This window comes from Mycobacterium sp. NGS61, assembly GCF_059812325.1.
In genome coordinates this window covers 87600-111356 of sequence record NZ_JCALCL010000009.1, presented here as the reverse complement: position 1 = coordinate 111356, position 23757 = coordinate 87600, and the positions used below count along the sequence as shown (strand labels likewise).

Genomic DNA, 23757 nt, shown 5'->3' with positions numbered 1-23757 from the left:
ACCACGGCTCGAGCAGCCCTTCGCGGTTCGGATGTTTGCCCGAACTCTGCGGGGGCAACATCGGGCGTAGTAGTGGGCCACGTGACAATGAGGGGCGATGAGCTTCTATTCCGCATATCAGCACGGGTTCGTGCGCGTCGCCGCATGCACGCACCAGACCACAATTGCCGACCCGGCAGCTAACGCCAAGTCAGTACTGGAGTTGGCGCGCGCCAGTCATGAGGAGGGTGTCGGGCTGGCGATCTTTCCGGAGCTGACGCTGACGGGATATTCGATCGAGGACATCCTGCTGCAAGATGCCCTGCTGAACGCAGTCGAGGAAGCGTTGCTCGACATCATTGCGGCGTCCGCGGACCTACTGCCCGTGCTGGTCGTCGGCGCGCCGCTGCGGCGACTGCACCGCATCTACAACACCGCTGTCGTCATTCACCGCGGCGCGGTGCTCGGGGTGGTGCCCAAGTCCTATCTGCCGACCTATCGGGAGTTCTACGAGCATCGGCAGATCGCGCCCGGGGACAGTGAGCGGGGCACGATCCGATTCAGGGACGTCGAAGCCCCGTTCGGTGCCGATCTGCTGTTCGCCGCCTCTGATGTGCCAGGCCTCGTGCTGCACGTCGAAGTCTGTGAGGACATGTTCGTTCCGGTCCCCCCCAGCGCTGAGGCGGCGCTGGCGGGCGCGACGGTGCTGGCCAATCTTTCCGGCAGTCCGATCACCATCGGGCGTGCTGAGGACCGTTGCCTGTTGGCGCGGTCCGCATCGGCGCGGTGCCTGGCCGCGTACCTCTATGCCGCGGCGGGGGAGGGCGAGTCGACAACGGACCTGGCTTGGGACGGTCAGACGATGATCTGGGAGAACGGCACCGAGCTTGCGTGTTCGGAGCGCTTTCCCAAGGGGCCGCGCCGGTCGGTCGCCGACGTCGACCTGGAGTTGCTGCGCTCCGAGCGGCTACGGATGGGCACCTTCGACGACAACCGTCGCCACCACCGGGCGACCGCCGACTCGTTCCGTCGCATCGACTTCCGGCTCGACCCACCCGACGGCGACATCGGCTTGCTGCGCAACATCGAGCGGTTTCCCTTCGTCCCGGCCAATCGTGAACGGCTGGAACAGGATTGCTATGAGGCCTACAACATCCAGGTGTCTGGCCTCGAGCAGCGGCTACGCGCACTGGATTATCCGAAGCTCGTCATCGGTGTGTCCGGAGGTTTGGATTCCACCCACGCCCTGATCGTCGCGGCCAAGGCGATGGATCGGGAGGAGCGTCCCCGCAGCGACATCCTGGGATTCACCTTGCCCGGCTTCGCCACCGGCGATCACACCAAGAACAACGCGATCAAACTCGGTGAAGCGTTGGGAATCACCTTCGAGGAGATCGACATCCGCGAAACCGCCAACCGCATGTTCGAGGAGATCGGCCACCCGTTCGCCCGCGGCGAGAAGGTCTACGACGTCACCTTCGAGAACGTGCAAGCGGGACTGCGCACCGATTATCTGTTCCGCTTGGCCAACCAGCGCGGCGGCATAGTCCTTGGCACCGGCGACCTTTCGGAGCTGGCACTGGGGTGGTCGACGTATGGCGTCGGCGATCAGATGTCGCACTACAACGTCAACGGCGGTGTACCCAAGACGCTCATTCAGCACCTGATCCGGTGGGTCATCTCGTCCGAGCAGTTCGAGCAGGAGGTGTCCGATGTGCTGCAGTCGGTCGTCGACACCAAGATCACCCCGGAACTGGTGCCTGCCGGCGAGGAGGAAGACCTGCAGAGCAGCGAGGAGAAGGTCGGACCGTATGCACTGCAGGATTTTTCGCTCTTCCAAGTACTGCGGTACGGATTCCGGCCTTCCAAGATCGCCTTCCTGGCCTGGCATGCCTGGCACGATCCCGACCAAGGCGAATGGCCGCCCGGATTTCCCGAGCAGAATCGCCCCTCCTATTCGTTGAGCGAAATCAGGCACTGGCTTGAGGTTTTCGCGAAGCGGTTCTACTCGTTCAGCCAATTCAAGCGCTCTGCATTGCCCAATGGCCCCAAGGTGTCTCACGGCGGGTCACTCTCGCCGCGCGGGGATTGGCGTGCGCCGTCGGACATGTCGGCACGGATCTGGCTCGACGAGATCGAGCGAGAGATCCCCGAAGACTGAGCTTCCCGCACTCCTGACGTCACCACCACACGAGCACCGCGGGTAAATCACAGGCCGACTCCGCATCACCTTTCGGTGAAGGCGCGGACACAGCAAGGCCTCACTTCTGCGCGGAGTCCCGCTAGCGGCAGCCCGCGAACTAGTGTGCACCAAGATCGGAGACCCGTAACGAACCGGCGGCAGAAGGGAAGCCGATTGACGTCGGCTGAGCCAACAGAGGCAGCACCGGAGATTGAGAGTGCTCCGGGTAAGAAGCGCGCCACCGGGTTCCTGTCTCGCATCCGCTCCCGGGTAAGTATCCAGTCTAAAATACTTGTCGCCCTACTACTCTCGAGCATCCTGTCGGTGGCGGTGATCGGCCTCATCGGTGCTCTCTCCGGCCGCAGTGCGTTGCGGGAAGTCGAGTCCGAGCGGCTCATCGAGTTGCGCGAATCCCAGAAGCGCCAGATCGACGCGCTGTTCTCGGAAGTGGCCAACTCTCTGGACGTCTACAGCGGCGGATTCAGCGTCAACCAGGCTGTGCTGGCGCTCACCGCGGGGTTCAGTCAACTGGCTACCGCGACGATCAACCCCGCCCAGCAGCAGGCGATCACGAGCTATTACGACAACCAGATGATCAAGCCCGTCAAGCAGGTGACCGGGGAGGAGATCGATCTCAACGCAGTCCTGCCGAATACCAACTCCCAGAAGTACCTGCAGGCCAACTACACCGCCGCGGTGCGCCCCAACTCGGAGCCGGTGCTGGATGCCGGCGACGGCAGCGCCTGGTCGGCGGCCAACGCGCGCTACGACTTTTACATGCGTGACATCGTCAACCGGTTCGACTACCGGGATGCGCTGTTGTTCGACCTGGACGGCAATGTCGTGTACTCGGTCCGCAAGGGGCCGGACCTCGGCACCAATATCCTGACCGGGCCCTATCGGGAATCCAATCTGCGTGATGCGTACCGGAAAGCGTTGCGGTCCAACGATGTCGAGTACGTCTGGATCACCGACTTCCAGCCCTACCAGCCCGCGCTGGGCGCTCCGACCGCGTGGGCGGTCTCACCCATCGGCATCGACGGCAAGATCGACGGCGTGATGGCGTTGCCGTTGCCGATCGCCAAGATCAACAAGATCATGACCGCCGACAAGCATTGGCAAGCCGCCGGGATGGGTGCGGCGACCGAGACGTACCTGACCGGTCCCGATGGCCTGATGCGTTCGGATTCGCGGCTTTTCCTGGAAGATCCCAAAGAGTACCGGCATCAGGTGATCGCCACCGGCACGTCGTCCGAAATCCCGGACCGGGCGATGAAACTGGGCGGCACCACGCTGGTGCAGCCGGTCAAGAGTGCCGGCGTGCAGGCCGCGCTGCGCGGCGAGACCGGCGTCATGCGCGGCACCGACTACACCGGCAACCAAGAGCTGGAAGCCTATGCGCCGTTGGACATTCCGAACTCCGACCTGCACTGGGCGATCCTGGCAACCCGGGATGATTCGGACGCCTTCGCGCGGTTGGGACGGTTCAGCAAGACGCTGGCGGTCGCGGTCACGGCGATGATCTTTGTGATCAGTGTGGCTTCGATGCTCATTGCGCAGGCCGCTGTTCGCCCGTTGCGGCGGTTGGAGCTGGGCACCCAGAAAATCAGTTCCGGTGACTACGAGGTCACGATCCCGATCACGTCGCGTGACGAAATCGGAGATCTCACCAATGCTTTCAATGAAATGAGTCGCAATCTTGCGATCAAGGAAGAGCTTCTCAACGAGCAACGCCGAGAAAACGACCGGCTACTGCTGGCATTGATGCCGGAGTCCGTCGTCCAGCGCTATCGCGAGGGGGAGGCCACCGTCGCGCAAATGCATCAGGACGTTGCCATTATCTTCGCCGACATCGTCGGGGTCGACGAGATCTCCAACGACCTGACCGGACAGGAACTGGTCGAAGTCGTCGACGATCTGTTCCGTCAGTTCGATGCGGCGGCCGAAGCCCGCGGCGTCGAACGGATTCGAACCTTTCACAACGGTTATCTCGCCAGCTGCGGCGTCATCACACCGCGGCTCGACAGCATCCACCGCAGCATCGAATTCGCGCTCGAAATGCGGCGGGTCATCGAGCGTTTCAACAGCAAGAGTCGGCACGTGCTGGGCCTGCGCGTCGGCATCAACACGGGAAACGTCGTCAGCGGACTGGTTGGCCAGTCCGGACTCGTCTACGACATGTGGGGCGCGGCGGTGAGCCTCGCATACCAGATGCACAGCGGCGCACCGCAACCCGGCATCTATGTGGCGGCACAGGTGTACGAGGCGATGCGTGACACCCGTAAGTTCACACCGGCCGGCACCATCCTGGTTGGCGGTACCGAACAGACGATCTACCGGCTGATCGAGCGACAATGACGAATCCGCTGCATTCTTCGTGGTTCTACTGGGCACTTGCGGTGGCGATCGGCTTTCCGCTCGGGTTGATCCTGCTCACCGAACTGCAACACTCGCTCGTTCGCCGACGGAGTCGGCTCACTCGGCAGGTCAGCATGGTGCGCAACTGGCTGCTGCCGCTCGGTGCGCTGTTGCTGCTGCTGGTCAAGACTTCCCAGATTCCGGCCGGCGACGCCCCGGTTCGCTTACTCACCACGCTGTTCGGGTTCCTGGTCCTGGTGCTGTTGCTATCCGGGCTCAATGCAACCGTGTTCGAAGGTGCGCCCGAAGAGAGTTGGCGCAAGCGGGTTCCGGCGATCTTCCTCGACGTCGCTCGCTTCGCGCTGATCGGGCTCGGCCTGGCCGTGATCCTGTCCTACATCTGGGGCGTCCGCGTCGGCGGCGTTTTCACCGCCCTGGGCATCACGTCGGTGGTCATCGGGTTGATGCTGCAGAACTCCGTCGGCCAGATCGTGTCGGGTTTGTTCATGCTGTTCGAACAGCCGTTCCGGATCAACGACTGGTTGGACACCCAGACGGCGCGGGGACGCGTCATCGAAGTGAACTGGCGGGCCGTACACATTCAGACCGGCAGCGGACTGCGGATCATGCCGAACTCGATGCTGGCCAGCACGGCGTTCACCAACCTCAGCCGCCCGGCGGGCCCGCACAAGTGCTCGATCACCACCACCTTCGCCACCACGGACCCGCCGGACCAGGTGTGCGCCATGCTGTCGACGGTCGCCAGCGGGCTGCCGCTCATCCAGGCCGGTACCGTTCCGGCCTCGATCGCCCTGGGCGGCGGCGGATACCGCACCACGCTCATGGTCACCTCACCGGCCGACGAAGGAGCCACGCAGTCGACCTTCCTGCGCTGGATCTGGTACACCGCGCGGCGGCAGCAACTGCACCTCGACGGCGCCGAGGATGATTTCTCGACGCCCGCCCGGGTCATGGAAGCCCTGCGCACCGTGGTGGCGAGCGAGCTGCGGCTCACCCTGACCGACCAGCAGTTCCTCGCCCCGTACGCCAGAATCGTGCGGTACGGCGCGGACGAGGTCGTGCAGTACCCGGGAGCGGTGCCCACTGCGATGACCTTCCTCATCGCCGGCAGAGTGCGACTGACCGTGACCGACGAGGACGGCGTGATGGTGCCGGTCTCGACTCTGGATGAAGGTTCTTTCATCGGTGTCACCGCGCTGACTCGGCAACCCAACGTGGCGGGTGCGTATGCGCTCGACGAAGTGACCGCGCTGGAGATCGACCGCGAACACCTGGAAAAGATCGTGATGAACAAGCCGATGCTGCTCCAGGACCTGGGCCGAATCATCGAGGAACGGCAAAGTACCGCGCGGCGCATCTCCCGGCGGGAGAGGGTCAGCTGACCCTCCAGGGGCCCGACCTCAGCACCCTGTAACGGTGGTCGAAGCAGAAGTCCGGCTGACCCAGCCCGACTGAGTGGCATTAAGCCCGATACCCTGGGCTAATGAGTGTGCAAGCCCACGCCCGCAGCGTGCCGGCACCCGATCTGCGCCTGGAGGTGCACGATGCCGCCCGACGCGCCCGGGTGGCTGCCCGCGTTCTGGCCGCAACGCCCACGGTGGTCAAAGACCGCGCGTTGCACGCTGCGGCGGACGAGATCCTGGCCGACGTCGAGGCGATCCTCGCCGCCAATGCCGAGGACCTGGACGTCGCCGGGCGAGCCGGCACTCCGGCCGCGATGCTCGACCGGCTGGCATTGAGTCCGCAGCGGATCGACGGCATTGCCGCCGGTCTGCGTCAGGTCGCGGGACTGCCCGACCCGGTCGGCGAGGTGCTGCGCGGGTCCACCCTGCCCAATGGTTTGCAGCTGCGCCAGCAGCGGGTTCCGCTCGGCGTGGTCGGGATGATCTACGAGGGCCGCCCCAACGTCACGGTCGACGCGTTCGGTCTCACCCTGAAGTCCGGCAACGCGGCCCTGCTGCGCGGCAGCTCCTCAGCCGCGCGATCCAACGAGGCCCTGGTCACGGTGCTGCGTCGCGCGCTGGTCGGCCAGGGCCTGCCGGCCGACGCTGTCCAGCTGCTGTCCTCGGCCGACCGGGCCACCGTCACGCACCTCATCCAGGCGCGCGGCCTGGTGGACGTGGCCATCCCGCGCGGCGGCGCCGGACTCATCGAAGCGGTGGTGCGGGACGCGCAGGTTCCCACCATCGAGACCGGCGTCGGCAACTGTCACGTCTACGTCCACCACGCCGCCGACCTCGACGTCGCCGAGCGAATCCTGTTGAACTCCAAGACGCGCCGGCCCAGTGTCTGCAACGCCGCGGAGACCTTACTGGTCGACGCCGCGATCGCCGGGCAGGCGATGCCGCGGCTGCTCAGTGTCCTGCAGGACGCCGGCGTCACCGTGCATCTCGACGCCGGCGAGGAGGACCTGCGTCGGGAATATCTCGCGATGGACATCGCGGTGGCCGTGGTCGACGGTGTCGAGGGTGCCATCGCGCACATCAACGAGTTCGGCACCGGGCACACCGAAGCCATCGTGACCACCGATCTTGCTGCCGCGCAACGTTTTACCGAGCAGGTGGACGCCGCGGCGGTGATGGTGAACGCGTCGACCGCGTTCACCGACGGTGAGCAGTTCGGGTTCGGCGCCGAGATCGGCATCTCCACCCAGAAGCTGCACGCCCGCGGCCCGATGGGGTTGCCGGAGCTGACCTCGACCAAGTGGATTGTGTGGGGTGACGGCCACACCCGTCCGGCCTGAACCCTAGGAGTCATAGATGAGCGTGCCCGCGCGGCCCGTGCCGCTGTTCGCCGACATCGCCGACGTCTCGCGCCGGCTGGCCGAGACCGGTTACCTGCCCGACACCGCTACTGCCACTGCGGTTTTCCTGGCCGACCGGCTCGGCAAGCCGTTGTTGGTGGAGGGCCCGGCCGGGGTCGGCAAGACCGAACTGGCGCGGGCGATTGCGCAGGCGACCGACTCCGGTCTGGTCCGTCTGCAGTGCTACGAGGGCGTCGACGAGGCCCGCGCGCTGTACGAGTGGAACCACGCCAAGCAGATTCTGCGAATCCAGGCCGGCTCGGGTGACTGGCAGGCCACCAAGGACGACGTGTTCAGCGAGGAGTTCCTGCTGCAACGGCCGTTGCTGACGGCGATCCGCCGTACCGAACCCACGGTGTTGCTGATCGACGAAACCGACAAGGCGGACATCGAGATCGAAGGTCTGCTGCTGGAGGTGCTTTCAGACTTCGCGGTGACCGTCCCCGAACTCGGCACCATCACCGCGACGCGAACACCGTTGGTGGTGCTGACCTCCAACGCCACCCGCGAACTGTCCGAGGCCCTCAAACGTCGTTGTCTGTTCCTGCACATCGACTTTCCGACCCCGGAGCTGGAACGTCGGATCCTGCTGTCCCGGGTGCCCGAACTGCCGCAACACCTCGCCGAGGAACTGGTGCGCATCATCGGGGTGATGCGCGGGATGCAGCTCAAGAAGGTGCCGTCGATAGCCGAGACCATCGACTGGGGCCGCACGCTGCTGGCGCTGGGGATGGACACCATCGACGACGCGGTCGTCGCCGCCACCCTCGGGGTGGTACTCAAACACCAGTCCGACCAGCAGCGCGCGGCCGGAGAACTAAGGCTCAACTGATGGCTACCCGACGCATCCGGCCCAGCCGGCCACTCGCCCCACACGGGTTGCCCGGACACTTGGTCGGGTTCGTGGAAGCGCTTCGCGGCAGCGGGATTTCGGTGGGCCCGTCGGAGACGGTGGACGCCGGACGGGTGATGGCCACGCTGGGGTTGGGTGACCGTGAGGTGCTGCGCGAAGGGTTGGCGTGTGCGGTGTTGCGCCGACCGGAGCATCGGGAGACCTACGACGCCATGTTCGATCTGTGGTTTCCCGCCGCGCTGGGCGCCCGCGCCGTGGTCACTGAAGGTGACGGGTCCGAAGACCCGGACGCGCTGCCGCCCGACGATGTCGAGGCAATGCGCCAGTTGCTGCTGGACCTGCTCACCGAGCACCCTGAACTCGCCGACATGGACCAGCGGCTGGTGCAGATGATCGCAAGCATCGTGGAGGCCTACGGCAAATACAATTCCAGCCGCGGCCCGTCGTTTTCCTCCTACCAGGCGCTCAAGGCGATGGCGCTGGACGAGTTGGAGGGCAAGCTGCTGGCCGGGTTGCTCGCCCCCTACGGCGACGAGCCCACCCCGAGTCAGGAACAGATCGCCAAAGCGCTTGCTGCGCAGCGTATCACGCAGTTGCGCAAGATGGTCGACGCGGAGACCAAGCGTCGGACCGCCGAGCAACTGGGCCGGGAGCATGTGCAGATGTACGGCATTCCGCAGCTTTCCGAGAACGTCGAGTTCCTGCGCGCGTCGGGTGACCAGCTGCGCCAGATGCGCCGCGTGGTCGCGCCGCTCGCGCGCACCCTGGCGACCCGGCTGGCTGTGCGGCGGCGTCGCTCCCGCGCGGGATCGATCGACCTGCGCAAGACGCTGCGCAAGTCGATGTCCACCGGCGGCGTGCCGATCGACGTGGTGCTCAAGAAGCCCCGTCCAGCGCGCCCGGAACTGGTGGTGTTGTGCGACGTGTCCGGGTCGGTCGCCGGGTTCAGTCATTTCACGTTGTTGTTGGTTCATGCGCTGCGACAGCAGTTTTCCCGCGTCCGGGTGTTCGCCTTCATCGATACCACCGACGAGGTGACGCACATGTTCGGTCCGGAGGCCGATCTGGCGGTGGCTATTCAGCGGATCACCCGCGAGGCGGGTGTGTATGCCCGCGACGGGCACTCCGACTACGGCAATGCATTCGTCACATTCATGCAGGGCAACCCGAATGTGCTGTCGCCGCGCAGTTCGTTGTTGATCCTCGGCGACGGCCGCACCAACTACCGCAACCCGGCGGTGGACGTGCTCGACGACATGGTCACCGCCGCCCGGCATGCGCACTGGCTCAACCCGGAGCCCAAACACCTCTGGGGCAGCGGTGATTCGGCCGTACCGCGCTACCAGGACGTGATCACCATGCACGAATGCCGGTCGGCCAAGCAGCTGGCAGCCGTGATCGACCAGTTGCTGCCCGTCTGAGTTCAGCTGGTTTTGCGGAACACCAACCAGCGCATCTCGATCGGGCTGTTCTCGCGCTCGACGGGAAACACGTCCAATCCGCTGACCCACGCTGCATACCAACTGGTTTGCGGCCACCCACCGGGCGGCAGGTGGGCCTGCTCGTAGTCGTACACCGACTCGTCGGAGATCAGTTCGAGAGGCAGACCGGCCACTGCGTCGTCGAGTTCCTGGCGGGTGAAAATGCTGGTGTACGCCTGTTGCCCGAATTCACGTGTGGCACTGTCGAGTTCGAAACCGTTGCGGGTCAGGAATGCGTTGAACACCAACTGTGCGCCGGGAGCCAGGCATTCGGCGGCGAGCTCGAGCAGGCCGCGTAACTGCTGCGTGGTCCGGAAATCGGACACCACCTCGGACAGCGTGATCAGTTGATAGTCGCGCCGCAGGTCATCGGTGGTCTCGAAAACATTGCGCACGATGATGCGTACGTCGAGCTGTTCCTGACGCGCCTGCGTGCGGATGATTTCGGCGAACTTGGGCGTCAGCTCCACCACATCGACCGGATGCCCGCGCCGGGCCAGTGGCAGCGCGTTTCGTCCGGTGCCCGCACCGATTTCGAGTATCCGATGTGTGGTGGGATCGGTGGCTTCGCCGGCCAACGCCCAGACACGGGCGTCGGGCTGGGTGCCGAACAACGGTGGCTCGCGAGTGGCGATCCAGTTCTCGTAAGCCTCGGCCACGGTGAACCATCGAGCGTTGACCTGATAGTGCAGCGTCGGGCCGACGGGGGCGTTGTAGGAGATGACGATGTTCGAACGATGCGAGATGGAATAGGCCTCCGCCAGTTGGCCTTCCAGCACCTTGCGCAGATGGGCCAGCTCGTCTTCGTTGAATTCCCGTCCGACCCCGCTGAAGATCCGGCTGCACATCTGCACGTATTCCTCGAGCATGCTCGGAATAGCCGGCAGCGATATCTCACCGGTGACCACCGATCGGGTGTAGACCCGCTTGGTCATGGCGTCTCGCCACTGCTGCGCCTGATCTGTTGTTGGCAGCGAATTTTCCACAGACTCCTTGTACACGATTGAAGCTCCCGATGGGGCGCCATCGCACCAAAAGGACGTCTCGGTTCAGCTGAGCAACTCGATCTGCACATTCAATGCGCGGTAAACCTCCAGTGCCCGCCGGTCGCGGGTGGCGAGTGGTAGGCGGTGCTCATTGGCCGAGGCGCCGACCAGGGCGTCATACACGGTGCCGCCGGCGATGCCGATCGTTCCCAGATCGTCAAGCAGTGCGGTGGCCGCGCGCGCACCGAGATATCTGGTTTCCGGGAATGTCTGGGCGAGCAATCGTGCGACGGTCGCCGCGGTCCGGCGGGCCGGCGGCGGCAACCTGGTGAGCACCGAGAACGTTTCGAAAGCGGCATGTCCCGCCAACCCCAGGTCGCACCCGCGCAGCGCGCGGAAGGTCTGCTCGTGCTGGGCATGGTCGGCGACGACGAGCGCAACCGCGACGCTGGTGTCGACCAGCAGCGTGCCGGATCTAGCGCTGGCCGGCATCGCGCAGCGTCCGCACCACGGCGTCGTCGATGTCGGCCCCACCCGCCGGAATCACCAGACGGCCGTCCCGCTCCCCGAGCGACTCCCCGGCGACGGGTTCGACTCGCAGGGCCGCACCGTCGGCCGTCACCTCCACCTCGCCCGGTCGCAGGCCCAGCTGATCTCGCAATGGCTTAGGAATAACCAATCGACCTGCCTTGTCAATGGTTGCACGCATGCCTAGAGAATACCGTGACCGCTGCTCCAGTAAGCTGGCACACCATGCAAACGCGGCTGCGCAGGCTGGGAGTGATGGGTGGGACGTTCGATCCCATTCATTACGGCCACCTGGTCGCTGCCAGCGAGGTGGCCCATGCGTTCGCGCTCGACGAAGTGGTGTTCGTGCCCAGCGGCCAGCCGTGGCAGAAATCCCGCAATGTGTCCGCCGCTGAGGACCGGTATCTGATGACGGTGATCGCCACCGCATCCAACCCCCGCTTCTCGGTGAGCCGCGTCGACATCGACCGCGGCGGTCCCACCTACACCAAGGACACGCTGCGGGAACTGCGCACCCTGAACCCCGATGCCGAGCTGTACTTCATCACCGGAGCCGACGCGCTGGCCTCGATCCTGTCCTGGCAACGCTGGGAGGAACTGTTCGAGCTGGCGCGGTTCATCGGGGTCAGCCGGCCGGGCTACGAGCTGAGCCAGGACCACATCACCGGCGTGCTGAGCGATCTGCCGGAGGATGCGCTGACGCTGATCACCGTTCCTGCGCTGGCCATCTCGTCGACCGACTGCCGGGAGCGCGCCGCGCAGCGCCGGCCGCTGTGGTACCTGATGCCCGACGGCGTCGTGCAGTACGTCTCCAAGCGGCATCTCTACCGGGCACCCGAGGAAAGCGAGGACCCGGCCGCCCGCAGCCTGGCCGCCGGTAAAAGCACATGAGCGCAAATCAGGAAGCGATCGACATGGCCACGGTGGCCGCCCACGCTGCGGCCGCCAAGCTCGCCGACGACGTGCTGGTCATCGATGTCTCCGGCCAGCTGGTCATCACCGACTGCTTCGTGATCGCTTCGGCGTCCAACGAGCGCCAGGTCAATGCGATCGTCGACGAAGTGGAAGAGAAGATGCGCCAGGCCGGTCACAAACCGGCCCGCCGCGAGGGGGCGCGGGAAGGCCGCTGGACCCTGCTGGACTACCGCGACATCGTCGTGCACATCCAGCACCAGGACGACCGCAACTTCTATGCGCTGGACCGGCTATGGGCAGACTGCCCCGTGGTTCCGGTGGACCTGTCCGACCCGGAGGTGGACGCGCCATGACCGCGCGCCGGTTGGTGATGCTCCGACACGGGCAGACCGACTACAACCTGGGCAGCCGCATGCAGGGTCAGCTCGACACGGACCTGAGTGAGCTGGGCCGCGCTCAGGCGGTTGCGGCGGCAGAGGTGCTGGGCAAATTGCAGCCCCTGCTGATCGTGTCGTCGGACTTGCGCCGCGCCTATGACACCGCGACCAGCCTGGGGGAGCAGACCGGACTGCCGGTGCGGGTGGACGCGCGACTGCGCGAGACCCACCTCGGCGAGTGGCAGGGTATGACGCACAGCCAGATTGACGCCGACGTTCCGGGGGCCCGGCTGGCGTGGCGCGAAGACGCCCGCTGGGCACCGCACGGCGGGGAGAGCAGAGTCGACGTTGCCGCCCGCAGTGTGCCGCTGGTCGCGGAGTTGGTCGCCGGCGCGCCCGAGTGGGGGGATGCGGGCGCCCCGGAGCGCCCCGTGGTCCTGGTCGCGCACGGCGGCCTGATCGCCGCGCTGTCGGCGGCGCTGTTGAAGTTGCCGGTCGCCAACTGGCCGATCCTGGGTGGCATGGGCAACTGCAGTTGGGTGCAACTGTCCGGGCATTCCGAGGGTGGCGCCGGCTTCGACGAGATCGGGTGGCGGTTGGACGTGTGGAACGCCTCGGCGCAGGTGTCCAACGATGTCCTCTGAATACCGACCGGTCGGTAAACCGACCCTGTTGATCTTCGCCGACTCGCTGTCCTACTACGGGCCCGCCGGTGGTTTGCCAGCAGACGATCCGCGCATCTGGCCCAATATCGTTGCCGCTGAACTGGGTTGGGATGTCGACTTGATCGGGCGCATCGGGTGGACCTGTCGTGACGTGTGGTGGGCAGCGACTCAGGACCCCCGCTCCTGGGCTGCGCTGCCCCGGGCCGGCGCGGTGATCTTCGCTACCAGTGGGATGGACTCACTGCCGTCGGTGTGGCCGACCGCGTTGCGTGAGTTGATCCGGTACGTGCGCCCGCCCCGGTTGCGGCGCTGGGTCCGCGACGGATACGGCTGGCTCCAGCCACGGTTTTCGCCGGTGGCCAGGCCCGCCCTTCCTCCCCGGTTGACCGCCTATTACCTGGAAAAAACCCGCGGTGCAATCGATTTCAACCGGCCTGGCATTCCGATTGTGGCGTCGCTGCCGTCGGTGCACATCGCCGAGACATACGGCAAGGCGCACCACGGGCGCGCGGGAACCGTCGCAGCGATCACCGAATGGGCCCAACAGCATGATGTTCCGTTGGTGGACCTCAAAGCCGCTGTCGCGGATGAGATCATGAGCGGGCGAGGAAATCCCGACGGCATTCACTGGAACTTCGAAGCGCATCAGGCGGTCGCCGAACTGATGCTCAAGGCGCTGGCCGAAGCCGTGCAGAAGACTAGCGCGCCGAGCGAGAAATCCCGCCGACCGTGAGCCGCGCCGGTGACGATGCAGAGCGTAGCGATGGGAAGGAGCGGCGCCGGTGACCGTCGTCGTGGTCACTGACAGCTCGTCGCGGATTCCGGTCGATCTGCGCGACACGTGGGGTATCCGGGAGGTCCCGCTGCACATCCTGCTCGATGACGCCGACCTGCGTGACGGCGTGGACGACATCCCCGCCGACATCCACAAGCGCAACGCCACCACCGCGGCAGCGACTCCTGCTGAGCTCGGGGGCGCATACGAACAGGCGCTGGCCGACAGCGGCGGTGACGGCGTTGTGGCAGTGCATATTTCGTCGGGGTTGTCCGGAACCTACCGGGCCGCCGAACTCGTCGCCACCGACCTCGGACCGGCGGTACGGGTGATCGATTCCAAATCGACGGCAATGGGCACCGGATTCCTGGCGCTGGCCGCCGCGCGCGCCGCTGCGGCGGGCGAGGATCTGGCTGCCGTCGCCGCTGCCGCAGCGTCCGGGGTGTCGCTGACGCACGCCTATATGGTGGTGCACCGGCTGGACAATCTGCGCCGCAGCGGCCGGATCGGCGGTGCCAAGGCGTGGTTGGGCACCGCCCTGTCGCTCAAGCCACTGTTGCACATCGACGATGGAAATCTGGTTCTGGCACAACGGATCCGGACTACCCGGGGCGCTCTCACGGCGCTGGTCGATCAGGTGTGTGAATTGGTGGGGGAGCACCCGGCTGCGCTCGCGGTGCACCATGTCGCCAACCCGGCGGGCGCGCAGGACGTGGCGGCGGCGCTGGCCGAACGGCTACCGAAGTGTGAACCGGCGATCGTCACGCCGCTGGGTCCGGTGCTTGCGCTGCACGTCGGCGACGGAGCGATTGCGGTGTGTCTCCAACTGGCCGAATAGTTTTCGGCGCATCAGAAAGCCTTGGGCCGCAACAACTCAAGGGCGTTCCGGAACAGATCGAGGTCTACCGGGTCAGCACAGCCTGACCGGTTGCGAGGTCACGTCCGGGCGAAGGTGCGTCGGGCGTTGTCGCCGCGCGGATGCACCACTTGCGGCCACCAGAACCAGCGCCCGAGCAGCGTGGCGATCGACGGCATCAGCAAGGTGCGCACGATCAGAGTGTCCAGCAGCAGACCGATACAGACGGTGGACCCGAACTGGCCGAGCACTCGCAGGTCACTGCCCAGCATGGAAGCCATGGTGAACGCGAACACCAGTCCGGCCGCCGTCACCACTCCGCCGGTGCCGGCCATCGACCGGATGATCCCGGTTTTCAGCCCGGCGTGGATCTCCTCTTTGAACCGGGAGACCAGCAACAGGTTGTAGTCCGACCCGACGGCCAACAGGATGATCACCGACAACGCCATTACGATCCAGTGGATCCGGATGCCGAACAGGTCCTGCCAGATCAGCACCGACAACCCGAAGGACGCCGCGATGGAACTGGCCGCGGTTCCGACGATGACCATCGACGCAACCACACTGCGGGTGAGCAGCAGCATGATCATGAAGATCAGCGTCAGGGCCGACACCACGGCGATCATCAGGTCGTACTTGGCGCCGTCATGCATGTCCTTGAAGGTGGCGGCGGTACCACCGAGATATACCAGCGCATTCGACAGCGAGGACTGTTTGAGGCCTTCCTGCGCGGCCGTGCGCTCCGCATCCACCCGGGCAATGCCTTCGGGCGACATCGGATCACCCTGGTGGGTGATGAAGAAGCGTGCCGACTTTCCGTCCGGCGACAGGAACATCCGGAGGCCGGTCTGGAAGTCCGGGTTGTCGAACGCTTCCGGCGGCAGGTAGAACATGTCGTCGTTTTTGGCAGTGTCGAAACTCTGCCCCATCACAATCGCGGTGTCGCTCAGCGACTTCATCTGATCGAGCATGGCCTTGAACGTGGCCTGCATTGTCAGTGTCAACGCTTTCGTCGTCTTCATGGTGGTGATCATCGGCGGGATCAACACCAGCATCTGGTGGGTGGCCGCAGCGGTCCGCTGAATGTCCTTGGTCAGTTCGTCGAATTGTCCTGCGAGCTGGTCGAATCCGTCCAGCGACTCGAACAGTGACCGCAACGACCAACAGATCGGGATGTCGAAGCAGTGCTTCTCCCAGTAGAAGTAACTGCGGATCGGACGCCAGAAGTCGTCGAAGTCGGCGATGTGGTCGCGCAGTCGGTTGGTGATCTCGGCGGTTTCGGCCGTGGTCTTGGCGCTGTCGTCGGCGGCACTGGAGAGATCCTGCGTCACCTTGTACATGCGCTGCATCGTTTCGATCATGAACTGCATCTGGTCGGCCATCTTGGTGATGTCAGCCATTCGGTCCTGCAGGAAGGCCATGTTCTGCATCGTGGTCTGGCTCTGCATGCTGTTCTGAAAAGGTATGGAGCTGTGCTGGATTGGGATGCCCAGCGGTCTGGTGATGTCCTGCACCATCGCGATGCCCACGGTGCGCATCACGTTCTTGGCGACTCGGTCCAGCACCAGCATGTCGGCCGGGTTGCGCATGTCGTGGTCGGCCTCGACCATCAACATGTCGGGGTTCATCCGCGCCTCGGAGAAGTGCCGGTTCGCGGCCTCCTGGCCTTGGTTGGACGGGGCGGCGGTCGGCAGATAGAAACGGTCGTTGTAACTGGTCTTGAAGCTCGGCAACGCAACCATGCCGATCAGGACGACCGCGGTGCTGACCGCGAGAACCGGTGCGGGCCAACGCACCACCGCGGTGCCGACCCGTCGCCACATGCGTCCCTGCTTGGCTGCCCGCTTGGACTCGAACAGGTGCAGCTTGCTGCCCACGAAGACCACCGCGGGACCCAATGTGACGCCGGCCAGCACCACCACCAGCATCCCGATCGCCACCGGTGCACCCATGGTGTTGAACCAGGGGAGCCGCGCGAAACTCAGGCAGTAGGTGGCGCCCGCGATCGTCAAACCCGAGCCCAGCACCACGGGGGCCACGCCGCGAAATGTCGTGTAGTAGGCGGTTTCCCGGTCCTCACCGGCGCGCAGCGCTTCCTGATATCGCCCGACCAGGAAGATTCCGTAGTCGGTACCGGCGGCGATCGCGAGCATGGTGAGGATGTTCGCAGCGAACGTGGTGAGCCCGAATGCGTTGTGGTAGGCCAATACCGCGACGACGCCGCGCGCAGAAGCCAGTGCGACGAACGTCATGAACAACTGGACCAGCGTGGTGACGATGGACCGGTAGACCAGTAGCAGCATGATGGCGATCGCGCCCAGCGTGAACAGGGTGATCTTGGCCAGACTGGCGTTGCCTATCACATGCATGTCGTCGCTGAGCGCAGCCGGGCCGGTGACGTAGACCTTCAGCCCGGCCGGCACCGCGTTTTTATCGATGACCTTGCGTACCGCTTCCACCGATTCGTTGGCTTCGGTGGTGCCTTGATTGCCACCCAGATTCAACATCACGTAGGCGCCCTTGGCGTCGGCGCTCTGGGCGCCGGCCGCGGTCAGCCGGTCGCCCCAGAAGTCCTGGATGTGCTGAACGTGTTTGGGCTGCTCGCGAAGCTGACGAATCAGGTTGTCGTAGTAGCGGTGCGCCTCGTCGCCCAGCGGTCCCTGGCTCTCCAGCACGATCATCACGGTGCTGTTGGAGTCGAACTCCTTGAAGTTGTGGCCCAGGCGCATCATCGCTTTCATCGACGGCGCGTCCAGCGGGGTCATCGGGGCGGAATGCTGCTCGCCGACGACTTCCAGTGACGGGACGACGACGTTCACCAGCACCGTGACGAACACCCAGGCCAGGATGATCGGGATCGCGAAGAGGCGGATGGCGTGCGGGATGGCGGGGCGGTGCGGGCGGGCAGCGGGCGCGGTGGTGTCGGCGCGGTCCTGCACGTTGATCGGGCCGGTCGCCGCACCCCGGGTGTCTTCGAGGTTGCTCATGCGGACTTCACCAGGCAGAAGGTCTGCGGGTTGACGCCGTCGGAGTTCTTCTGCTCCTTGACGATTCCGTCCACGGTGATACGGCAGCCGATCTGGCTGCCGTCGGACTGGGCCATGATGTTGGCACTCACCGAGGGCAGCGTCGTCGAGATGGTGAACGACCACGGCAACGTCGCGGCATTGACCTGATGGGTGTTGGCGTCGGCGTCCCAATAGTTGATGTTGGCGGTAGCGCCGGGCGAGCCGTAGATGTCGTACGTGACGACCTTGGGGTTGAACTGCACGATCTCGATCCCGGCGCCGGCGTTGGCATTGAGATCCTGGGAGCCGAATATCTTGTGAAGCCGCGACACGGCCAGGCCCGCGACGGCGAGCACCACCACCAGGACCAACGGGATCCACGCTCGTTTGAGCAGGCGGGCAGCGGTACCTCCGAGCGAACCGGTCTTCAACGCCACCGCCCAGCCACCGCCTTCCGCACGCCGATCGCACGATGCAACATCTGATCGAAGAGCTTGCTTCCCGCCCGCCGGACATTGCCGAGGAGAATCTTTGCTCGGCTAAGTATGCTAACCCTTAGTGCACGCGAGCGTTCCTCGGGGTGGCCGCGACGTGTCCAACGGCACAGCCGGGGCGCGGCGGCGACAACCAACCCGGCAGTGACCCTAGCGTGCGAACCGGCCGGTGATGGGTGGCAGATCGGCGAGTGTGACGATGCCCGGTCTGGCGGCCACCACCGCCGGTACCGCATTGGTGACCGGCAGCGCGGTGTAGATCATGCCCAGGCCCATGAACCCGGGTTCTTTCCAGTCCCGTGGCGGCAGACAGTGCAGCACCGTACGCATGTTGGGCAACCCGAACACCTGAATGACGTGCCCGTGCTCCAGAGGCTTGGGCGGAACCACGTGGTCGCCCATGGTCCAGTTGAACCCGACGCTGACCACGTTGCGCTCGCCCTCCCAGCCACGGTGGTAGCCGTGTACGCCGGCGACGGTCCCGGCGGGGATGGTCATGAAACCCAGATCGCTGTCGCCGGTCGCGGCGGTGAACGTGACGTCGAAGGTCATCCGGTCCAGCCGCGCGCCGATCGCGTCGGCCATCATCGCGGCGGATTCGGCGAACACTTCGCTTTCCCGCCGCACGCTCTCGGCCAATCCCGGCGTGTCGGGGAGTTGCGAGAAGCCCATCGCGGTCTGGGTTCCGGCCGACTCGTAGGTCGAACAGTCCACCGACTCGGTGATGCGAATCTCATCCACCCGCTCGCAGGACCCGCTGAGCACCATCGCGACCATGTTCGTCATGCCCGGGTGCGCGCCGCTACCGAAGATCGTCGAGTTGCCGCGCTGGCAGGCTTGCAGAATGCGCTCGCGGTCCTGCGGTGTCTGTTTGCCACCGGTGATCCACGCCGCGCTGGAGCACACGTTCACCCCCGACTCCAGTAGCCGCTCCAACTCATCGATGTTGGGCCACAACGGGTTATAGCAACAGGCGTCGGCACCGAGCGCGAGCAGCGCGTCGATGTCGTTGGTGGCCTGGATGCCCGTGGGTTTCGGCCAGCCCGACAGATCGGCGGCATCGACACCGACTTTGTCGGCGCCGTGCGCGTAGACCCCGACCAGTTCCAGGTCGGGCCTGCCGATGATGGCGTGCAACGAACGCCGCCCGATGTTGCCAGTCGTCCACTGGATCACCCGCAGGGGACGGTCAGTCATCGGGTTCTCCTTTGCACGCGCCTGCTCAGTGGTGGCCCTGACCCAACACGGCCAGCGCCCCGGAGAGTATCTGCGACATCGGATCCGCGCCGCCACCGAAGGTGGCCTGGGTGGCCGGGGCGGTGACGGCCGCGGGGTCGAACCCACGCACCGGGTCCACCTGGATCGGAGCGGTCAGCGGATCGTCGTTGCGCGAATACGCGGCGTTGACCATCGGGGTCAGTTCGGCGTCCATCTGACTGAGCAGTTCGTCCGGCACCCCGAGGTAGCCCAGTGGCAGGATCAGCGGCAGATGCCGCTCGGGGATCAGGTATGTCGTTGTCTTGGCGCCCCGGGAGTTGACCGTGGTGCGGATGTTCTGCGGCGGCACCATGCTGGGGTTGGTGAAGGCGACCGCGGTGTGCCCGGTGGCCAGGCCCACCAGCGTGTTGGCCAGGGCCAGCAAGTTGTCCGGCCGGTCCGGGAAGTCGGCGATCGAGTCGTAGGCGGAGACGAAAACGCTTGTGTCGTATTGGCTTTCCACCGGCGGCGGGATGGTGTAGTCCAACGCGGGTACCACCGACCCGACCGGGAACATCGCGGTCAGGAAACTCTGCCCGAAGGCGTGCCGCGCGACCGGGTCGCCGAAAGTGGCAAACGTCAACTGGTCCGGCGGGGGAGCAGTCGGATCGTTGGCGAGCCGGGCCTGCACGGCGTTGAGGACAAGTGAACCCTCGGACAGTCCGATCGCGGTGCCCGGGCCGCCGGCGCGGATCGCCGAGTAGAGATTGTCCTCACCGACCACCACCGACTCGCCGACACTCGGACCGTCCGCACCAAGGCCGGGAAAGGACTCGTCCAATTGGCCGATGCCCGGGAAGATCCGGCCCAGTACGTGGCCCTGTACCTGACCGGCCGGGTAATTGACGATCTGGCGTCGCAGACCCGGGAACCATTCGTCGCCTTCGCGACGGATGTACTCGTCGTACGGGATGCCCAGCACGTGGGCGCCACCCAGTGCGTAGGCGTTACCACCGGGGGTCGGCGGGTCGGCGGGTGGTTCGTCGGCATTTGCCAGGCCGACGCCGAAATATCCTGTGGCGCAGACGGTTACCAGCGCGGTGACCCCTGCGAGCAGTTTCTTCATCGGCATACCCCGCCCGTCCGGCTCAGTCCCGTAGTTGTGCATACACCCGCTCCTAGTCGACCCGCTCGCCCGGTGACTCCCGCGACCTGAGCCGGGACGGCCACCAACTCGCCGCTCCGACCAGGGTAGCGATGGCGGGCACCGTCACGGTGCGCACCAGGAAGGTGTCCAGCAGGATCCCGACACCGATCACGAATCCGGCCTGGATCACCGTGCCGATGCTGGAGAACAGCAGACCGAACATCGACGCGGCGAAGATCAGACCGGCCGCGGTGATCACGCCGCCGGTCGAGGTCAAGGTGCGGATCACGCCGTAGCGCATGCCGTGCGGCGACTCGTCGCGCATCCGGGAGACGAACAGCATGTTGTAGTCGGCCCCCACCGCGACCAGCACCACGAACGCCAACGGCGGAACGCTCCAGTGCAAGTGCTGACCGAGCAGAAATTGGAACACCACAACGCCGATGCCCACCGCCGACAGGTAGGAGATGATCACCGAACCGACCAGATACAGCGGCGCGACCACCGCGCGCAGCAACGCCATCAGGGTCAGCAGCACGACGAGGATGGTGACCACGATGATGTAGCGGATGTCGCGCTCGTAGTAGTTGCGGGTGTCGCGCAAGGTGACGGGATATCCGGCCATCGATATCGAAGCGTCCGCCAGAGCGGTGTTCGGCTGGGCGCTTCGCGCTGCGTCGGTGATCGCGTTGACCTGGTCCATCGCCTCGGCGCCGAACGGATTGAGTTTGGTCTGCACCAGGTAGCGCACCGAGCGACCGTCGGGCGAGATGAACATCTTGGCGGCCTTCTTGAACTCCTCCAGATGCAGCAGCTGGGCCGGAATGTTGAATCCCGCCATCGACGGATCGGCTGCTTCGTTCTTCATCGCCAACAGGAACGCCGACGCCTCCCCGAGCCCGTCACCCAGCTGTCGGACCTGGTCGACCAGTTGTTCCACGCCGTCGGCCAGCTGGCGGCTACCCCCGGCGAACCGGTCGGCGCCCTGTTGCAGATTGGTCAGGCCCGACTGCAGGCCGCCGGGCTGGTCCAGTCCCAATGAGTGCATCGCTCGGGTGAAGCCGGTGAGGACGGCGCGCAGCCGGTCCACCGAAGCGTTCAGGGTCTGCCGGTCCTGGAACGTCTGCAGCTGTCCGGCCAGCTCGTTGATCTGGTCGAGGCTGCCGTCCCCACGTGCCCCGACCAGTCGTTGGAACTGGACGCGGGTGTCACTGCAGGAGAGGTCGGCGTCGCAGACCGGGTTGTTCTGCAATGCCGCCAATACCGGCCCGATCCAGGCGAACATGTCCCGGACGGCGCTGAAGTTCACTCCCATCGAGTTGCCCAGGGCGTTGATGCTGTTGACCAGCTTGGCCGCGGTCACTACCTCCCGCACCAGCTTCTCGCCGCCGTACTGCGTTTTCATGGAGGCGAACGCATCGGTCAGACCCTGCATGCTGGCCACCATCTGGCTGACCTGGCCGCGCACGTCGCCGAGGTTGGCGGCCAGCGTATTGGCGCCGCTGACCAACTTGCTCAGGTCGTCGTTGTGGTCGTTGATCACGTCGGACGCGCCGCCGAGTCGGGCGCCGACGGCACCCGCCTGGTAGGTGGCGCGGAACTCCTGCGGCACCACGCCGGTGGGCCGGGTGATGCCGCTGACCCTGGCGATGTCGGGCAACTGACTGACCCGGTCCGCCATCTGTTCCAAGTCGGCGAGCGCCTTCGGGGTGCGCAAGTCGTGCGGCGACTGGATCAGGATGTATTCAGGGACGGACTGGTTCACCGGGAAGTGGCGTTCCAGCGCGGCGTACCCGATCGAACTCGGGGCCGACGCCGGCACCACCTTGCGGTCGTCGTAGTTGTAGCGCACCAGGGCTGCGCAGCTCGCCAGCGCGATCAGCACCAGGACGCTGCCCACCAGATGGGCGGTCGGACGGCGCACAATGCGGATTCCCGACCGCCGCCAGAACCGGGCGGTGAGATCGCGCCGGGGCCGGACCCAGCCACGTGGTCCGGCGATCACCAGAATGGCCGGCAACAAGGTCACCGCGGCCAGAAACGCCACGCCGATCCCGATCGCTGAGGACGCACCGACCGTCGAGAACACCCCCATCCGGGCGAAACTGATGCCGAGGAAGGTGACGCCCACCGTGGCGGCGGACGCGGCGATCACTTTCCCGATGGAGATCAAGGCCCGGCGCACCGCGTCGTCGAAATCGGCGCCGTCCCTCAGATAGTCGTGATATCGGCTGATCAGGAAGACGGCGTAGTCCGTGCCGGCGCCGGCGATCATCGCGCTCAGAAACACGATGGACTGGTTCGACACGCCGAACCCGGTCAGCTGGGAGAACCCGGCCACCAGGCATTGCGCGACGAGCAGCGACATCCCGATCGCCGTCAACGGCAGCAACATGGTGACCGGGTTGCGGTAGACGAGTAGCAGGACGGCGAGCACCAGGACCCCGATGGCGATCTCGATCGGCAGTCTGTCGTGGTCGCCGGCGGCGGTGAGATCGGCGACGGTGGCTGCCGGCCCGGTCAGGTTGGCGGTCAGCGGCGTTCCGGCGACGTTGTGTTTGACGACGTTGGAGACGCGTCCGAACGCGGCGTAGGACCGGGGTGTGCCCAGCTCGCCGGCCAGTCCGACCGGCAGCACCCACGACTTGTTGTCTTTGCTGGTCAAGACCGGCCGCAGCGGCGGGGTGCCGATGAAGTCCTGCACCATCACGACATCTCTGGTGTCGCCGCGCAAATCCGCCACCAGCTTGCGGTAGACGGCTTCGTCGGCCGGTCCCAGCCCGCGGTCGTTGGTCAGGACCACCAGCAGTAAATTCTCCGAGCTGGACTCGTGAAACGCTTCGGTCATCTTGCGGGCGGTGACGGCCGACGGCGCGTCGCTGGGCAGGATGGACAGCGGATGTTTCTGGGACATCTCGTTGAGCGACGGCATCGTCAGCGGCAGGGCGACGGCGATCGCAACCCACAGCCCGATCACCAGCCAGGGCCAGCGCACCACTACATCGGCTAGCCGTCGCACTGCGTCCCCACCTCCGGTCCCAGCGTGCGCCCCCCAGCGACACTCGTTGTCCCACTTGCCATTCCGCGCGAAACGGCGCACCGCGCCGGATCGGAGACCGGGCATTTCGGGAC

The 23757-nt window shown here is 65.6% G+C and carries 19 protein-coding genes; 11 read left to right on the top strand and 8 right to left on the bottom strand.

Features of this window, described 5'->3' with window-relative positions; genetic code table 11:
- Nucleotides 1-97: 97 nt before the first annotated feature.
- From AC5Y3Z_RS18515 to AC5Y3Z_RS18490, 6 genes are all read left to right on the top strand, one after another.
- Nucleotides 98-2140 carry an NAD(+) synthase gene (locus AC5Y3Z_RS18515; RefSeq protein WP_463824844.1) on the top strand — a complete coding sequence of 681 codons (2043 nt, stop codon included), beginning with the start codon at nt 98-100 and terminating at the stop codon, nt 2138-2140.
- A 195-nt stretch (nt 2141-2335) separates the two neighbouring features.
- Nucleotides 2336-4519, top strand: coding sequence for an adenylate/guanylate cyclase domain-containing protein (locus tag AC5Y3Z_RS18510; RefSeq protein WP_463824843.1), 2184 nt, complete (start codon nt 2336-2338; stop codon nt 4517-4519).
- Nucleotides 4516-5922 (top strand): mechanosensitive ion channel domain-containing protein, encoded by a 1407-nt coding sequence (locus tag AC5Y3Z_RS18505; RefSeq protein WP_463824842.1) that lies wholly within the window; start codon nt 4516-4518, stop codon nt 5920-5922. Before AC5Y3Z_RS18510 ends, AC5Y3Z_RS18505 begins: the two co-directional genes overlap by 4 nt.
- A gap of 101 nt (nt 5923-6023) precedes the next feature.
- Nucleotides 6024-7283 (top strand): glutamate-5-semialdehyde dehydrogenase, encoded by a 1260-nt coding sequence (locus AC5Y3Z_RS18500; protein WP_463824841.1) that lies wholly within the window; start codon nt 6024-6026, stop codon nt 7281-7283.
- Between the two features lie 16 nt (nt 7284-7299).
- Nucleotides 7300-8175 carry an AAA family ATPase gene (locus AC5Y3Z_RS18495; protein WP_463824840.1) on the top strand — a complete coding sequence of 292 codons (876 nt, stop codon included), beginning with the start codon at nt 7300-7302 and terminating at the stop codon, nt 8173-8175.
- Nucleotides 8175-9617: a vWA domain-containing protein gene (locus tag AC5Y3Z_RS18490; RefSeq protein ID WP_463824839.1), complete on the top strand. Its 1443-nt coding sequence runs from the start codon at nt 8175-8177 to the stop codon at nt 9615-9617. Before AC5Y3Z_RS18495 ends, AC5Y3Z_RS18490 begins: the two co-directional genes overlap by 1 nt.
- Nucleotides 9618-9619: 2 nt before the next feature.
- Here AC5Y3Z_RS18490 and AC5Y3Z_RS18485 read toward each other — a convergent pair whose 3' ends face one another.
- From AC5Y3Z_RS18485 to AC5Y3Z_RS18475, 3 genes are all read right to left on the bottom strand, one after another.
- The gene (locus AC5Y3Z_RS18485; RefSeq protein WP_463824945.1) at nt 9620-10612 is read right to left on the bottom strand and encodes a class I SAM-dependent methyltransferase; all 993 of its coding nucleotides are present in this window, start codon (nt 10610-10612) and stop codon (nt 9620-9622) included.
- Nucleotides 10613-10726: 114 nt separating this feature from the next.
- Nucleotides 10727-11155 carry a type II toxin-antitoxin system VapC family toxin gene (locus AC5Y3Z_RS18480; RefSeq protein WP_463824838.1) on the bottom strand — a complete coding sequence of 143 codons (429 nt, stop codon included), beginning with the start codon at nt 11153-11155 and terminating at the stop codon, nt 10727-10729.
- Nucleotides 11139-11372: an AbrB/MazE/SpoVT family DNA-binding domain-containing protein gene (locus AC5Y3Z_RS18475; protein WP_463824837.1), complete on the bottom strand. Its 234-nt coding sequence runs from the start codon at nt 11370-11372 to the stop codon at nt 11139-11141. Before AC5Y3Z_RS18475 ends, AC5Y3Z_RS18480 begins: the two co-directional genes overlap by 17 nt.
- Before the next feature lie 44 nt (nt 11373-11416).
- Here AC5Y3Z_RS18475 and nadD point away from each other — a divergent pair, with 44 nt between their 5' ends.
- Genes nadD through AC5Y3Z_RS18450 form a run of 5 tightly spaced genes read left to right on the top strand, consistent with a single transcriptional unit; the run spans nt 11417 to nt 14761 of the window.
- On the top strand, nt 11417-12082 hold the full coding sequence (gene nadD / locus AC5Y3Z_RS18470; RefSeq protein ID WP_463824836.1) for a nicotinate-nucleotide adenylyltransferase: 666 nt from the start codon (nt 11417-11419) through the stop codon (nt 12080-12082).
- Nucleotides 12079-12459, top strand: a complete 381-nt coding sequence (rsfS, locus tag AC5Y3Z_RS18465) for a ribosome silencing factor (protein ID WP_463824835.1) — start codon at nt 12079-12081, stop codon at nt 12457-12459. The genes nadD and rsfS overlap by 4 nt, the downstream gene beginning before the upstream one ends.
- Complete coding sequence (gpgP, locus tag AC5Y3Z_RS18460) at nt 12456-13127, top strand: glucosyl-3-phosphoglycerate phosphatase (protein ID WP_463824834.1); 672 nt, start codon at nt 12456-12458, stop codon at nt 13125-13127. Before rsfS ends, gpgP begins: the two co-directional genes overlap by 4 nt.
- Nucleotides 13117-13881 (top strand): diglucosylglycerate octanoyltransferase, encoded by a 765-nt coding sequence (octT, locus tag AC5Y3Z_RS18455; RefSeq protein ID WP_463824833.1) that lies wholly within the window; start codon nt 13117-13119, stop codon nt 13879-13881. Before gpgP ends, octT begins: the two co-directional genes overlap by 11 nt.
- Nucleotides 13882-13930: 49 nt before the next feature.
- Nucleotides 13931-14761 (top strand): DegV family protein, encoded by an 831-nt coding sequence (locus tag AC5Y3Z_RS18450; RefSeq protein WP_463824832.1) that lies wholly within the window; start codon nt 13931-13933, stop codon nt 14759-14761.
- Between the two features lie 98 nt (nt 14762-14859).
- On the opposite strand, the gene AC5Y3Z_RS18445 is transcribed toward AC5Y3Z_RS18450, so the two are convergent.
- From AC5Y3Z_RS18445 to AC5Y3Z_RS18425, 5 genes are all read right to left on the bottom strand, one after another.
- Nucleotides 14860-17766, bottom strand: coding sequence for an MMPL/RND family transporter (locus tag AC5Y3Z_RS18445; RefSeq protein ID WP_463824831.1), 2907 nt, complete (start codon nt 17764-17766; stop codon nt 14860-14862).
- Nucleotides 17763-18182: an MmpS family transport accessory protein gene (locus AC5Y3Z_RS18440; protein WP_463824944.1), complete on the bottom strand. Its 420-nt coding sequence runs from the start codon at nt 18180-18182 to the stop codon at nt 17763-17765. Before AC5Y3Z_RS18440 ends, AC5Y3Z_RS18445 begins: the two co-directional genes overlap by 4 nt.
- 249 nt (nt 18183-18431) lie before the next feature.
- Nucleotides 18432-19478: an NAD(P)H-dependent amine dehydrogenase family protein gene (locus tag AC5Y3Z_RS18435; RefSeq protein WP_463824830.1), complete on the bottom strand. Its 1047-nt coding sequence runs from the start codon at nt 19476-19478 to the stop codon at nt 18432-18434.
- Between the two features lie 25 nt (nt 19479-19503).
- Nucleotides 19504-20604 carry an acyltransferase PE gene (gene pe, locus AC5Y3Z_RS18430; protein WP_463824943.1) on the bottom strand — a complete coding sequence of 367 codons (1101 nt, stop codon included), beginning with the start codon at nt 20602-20604 and terminating at the stop codon, nt 19504-19506.
- A gap of 52 nt (nt 20605-20656) precedes the next feature.
- Complete coding sequence (locus tag AC5Y3Z_RS18425; protein WP_463824829.1) at nt 20657-23644, bottom strand: MMPL/RND family transporter; 2988 nt, start codon at nt 23642-23644, stop codon at nt 20657-20659.
- Between the last annotated feature and the right edge of the window lie 113 nt (nt 23645-23757).

Excerpts from the sequence above, each read along its gene's own strand:
- AC5Y3Z_RS18515 (WP_463824844.1), top strand. The coding sequence starts at position 98 with ATGAGCTTCTATTCCGCATATCAGCACGGGTTCGTGCGCGTCGCCGCA.
- AC5Y3Z_RS18505 (WP_463824842.1), top strand. The coding sequence starts at position 4,516 with ATGACGAATCCGCTGCATTCTTCGTGGTTCTACTGGGCACTTGCGGTG.
- AC5Y3Z_RS18500 (WP_463824841.1), top strand. The coding sequence starts at position 6,024 with ATGAGTGTGCAAGCCCACGCCCGCAGCGTGCCGGCACCCGATCTGCGC.
- AC5Y3Z_RS18495 (WP_463824840.1), top strand. The coding sequence starts at position 7,300 with ATGAGCGTGCCCGCGCGGCCCGTGCCGCTGTTCGCCGACATCGCCGAC.
- AC5Y3Z_RS18490 (WP_463824839.1), top strand. The coding sequence starts at position 8,175 with ATGGCTACCCGACGCATCCGGCCCAGCCGGCCACTCGCCCCACACGGG.
- AC5Y3Z_RS18485 (WP_463824945.1), bottom strand. The coding sequence starts at position 10,612 with ATGACCAAGCGGGTCTACACCCGATCGGTGGTCACCGGTGAGATATCG.
- AC5Y3Z_RS18480 (WP_463824838.1), bottom strand. The coding sequence starts at position 11,155 with ATGCCGGCCAGCGCTAGATCCGGCACGCTGCTGGTCGACACCAGCGTC.
- AC5Y3Z_RS18475 (WP_463824837.1), bottom strand. The coding sequence starts at position 11,372 with ATGCGTGCAACCATTGACAAGGCAGGTCGATTGGTTATTCCTAAGCCA.
- nadD (WP_463824836.1), top strand. The coding sequence starts at position 11,417 with ATGCAAACGCGGCTGCGCAGGCTGGGAGTGATGGGTGGGACGTTCGAT.
- rsfS (WP_463824835.1), top strand. The coding sequence starts at position 12,079 with ATGAGCGCAAATCAGGAAGCGATCGACATGGCCACGGTGGCCGCCCAC.
- gpgP (WP_463824834.1), top strand. The coding sequence starts at position 12,456 with ATGACCGCGCGCCGGTTGGTGATGCTCCGACACGGGCAGACCGACTAC.
- octT (WP_463824833.1), top strand. The coding sequence starts at position 13,117 with ATGTCCTCTGAATACCGACCGGTCGGTAAACCGACCCTGTTGATCTTC.
- AC5Y3Z_RS18445 (WP_463824831.1), bottom strand. The coding sequence starts at position 17,766 with ATGAGCAACCTCGAAGACACCCGGGGTGCGGCGACCGGCCCGATCAAC.
- AC5Y3Z_RS18435 (WP_463824830.1), bottom strand. The coding sequence starts at position 19,478 with ATGACTGACCGTCCCCTGCGGGTGATCCAGTGGACGACTGGCAACATC.
- pe (WP_463824943.1), bottom strand. The coding sequence starts at position 20,604 with ATGAAGAAACTGCTCGCAGGGGTCACCGCGCTGGTAACCGTCTGCGCC.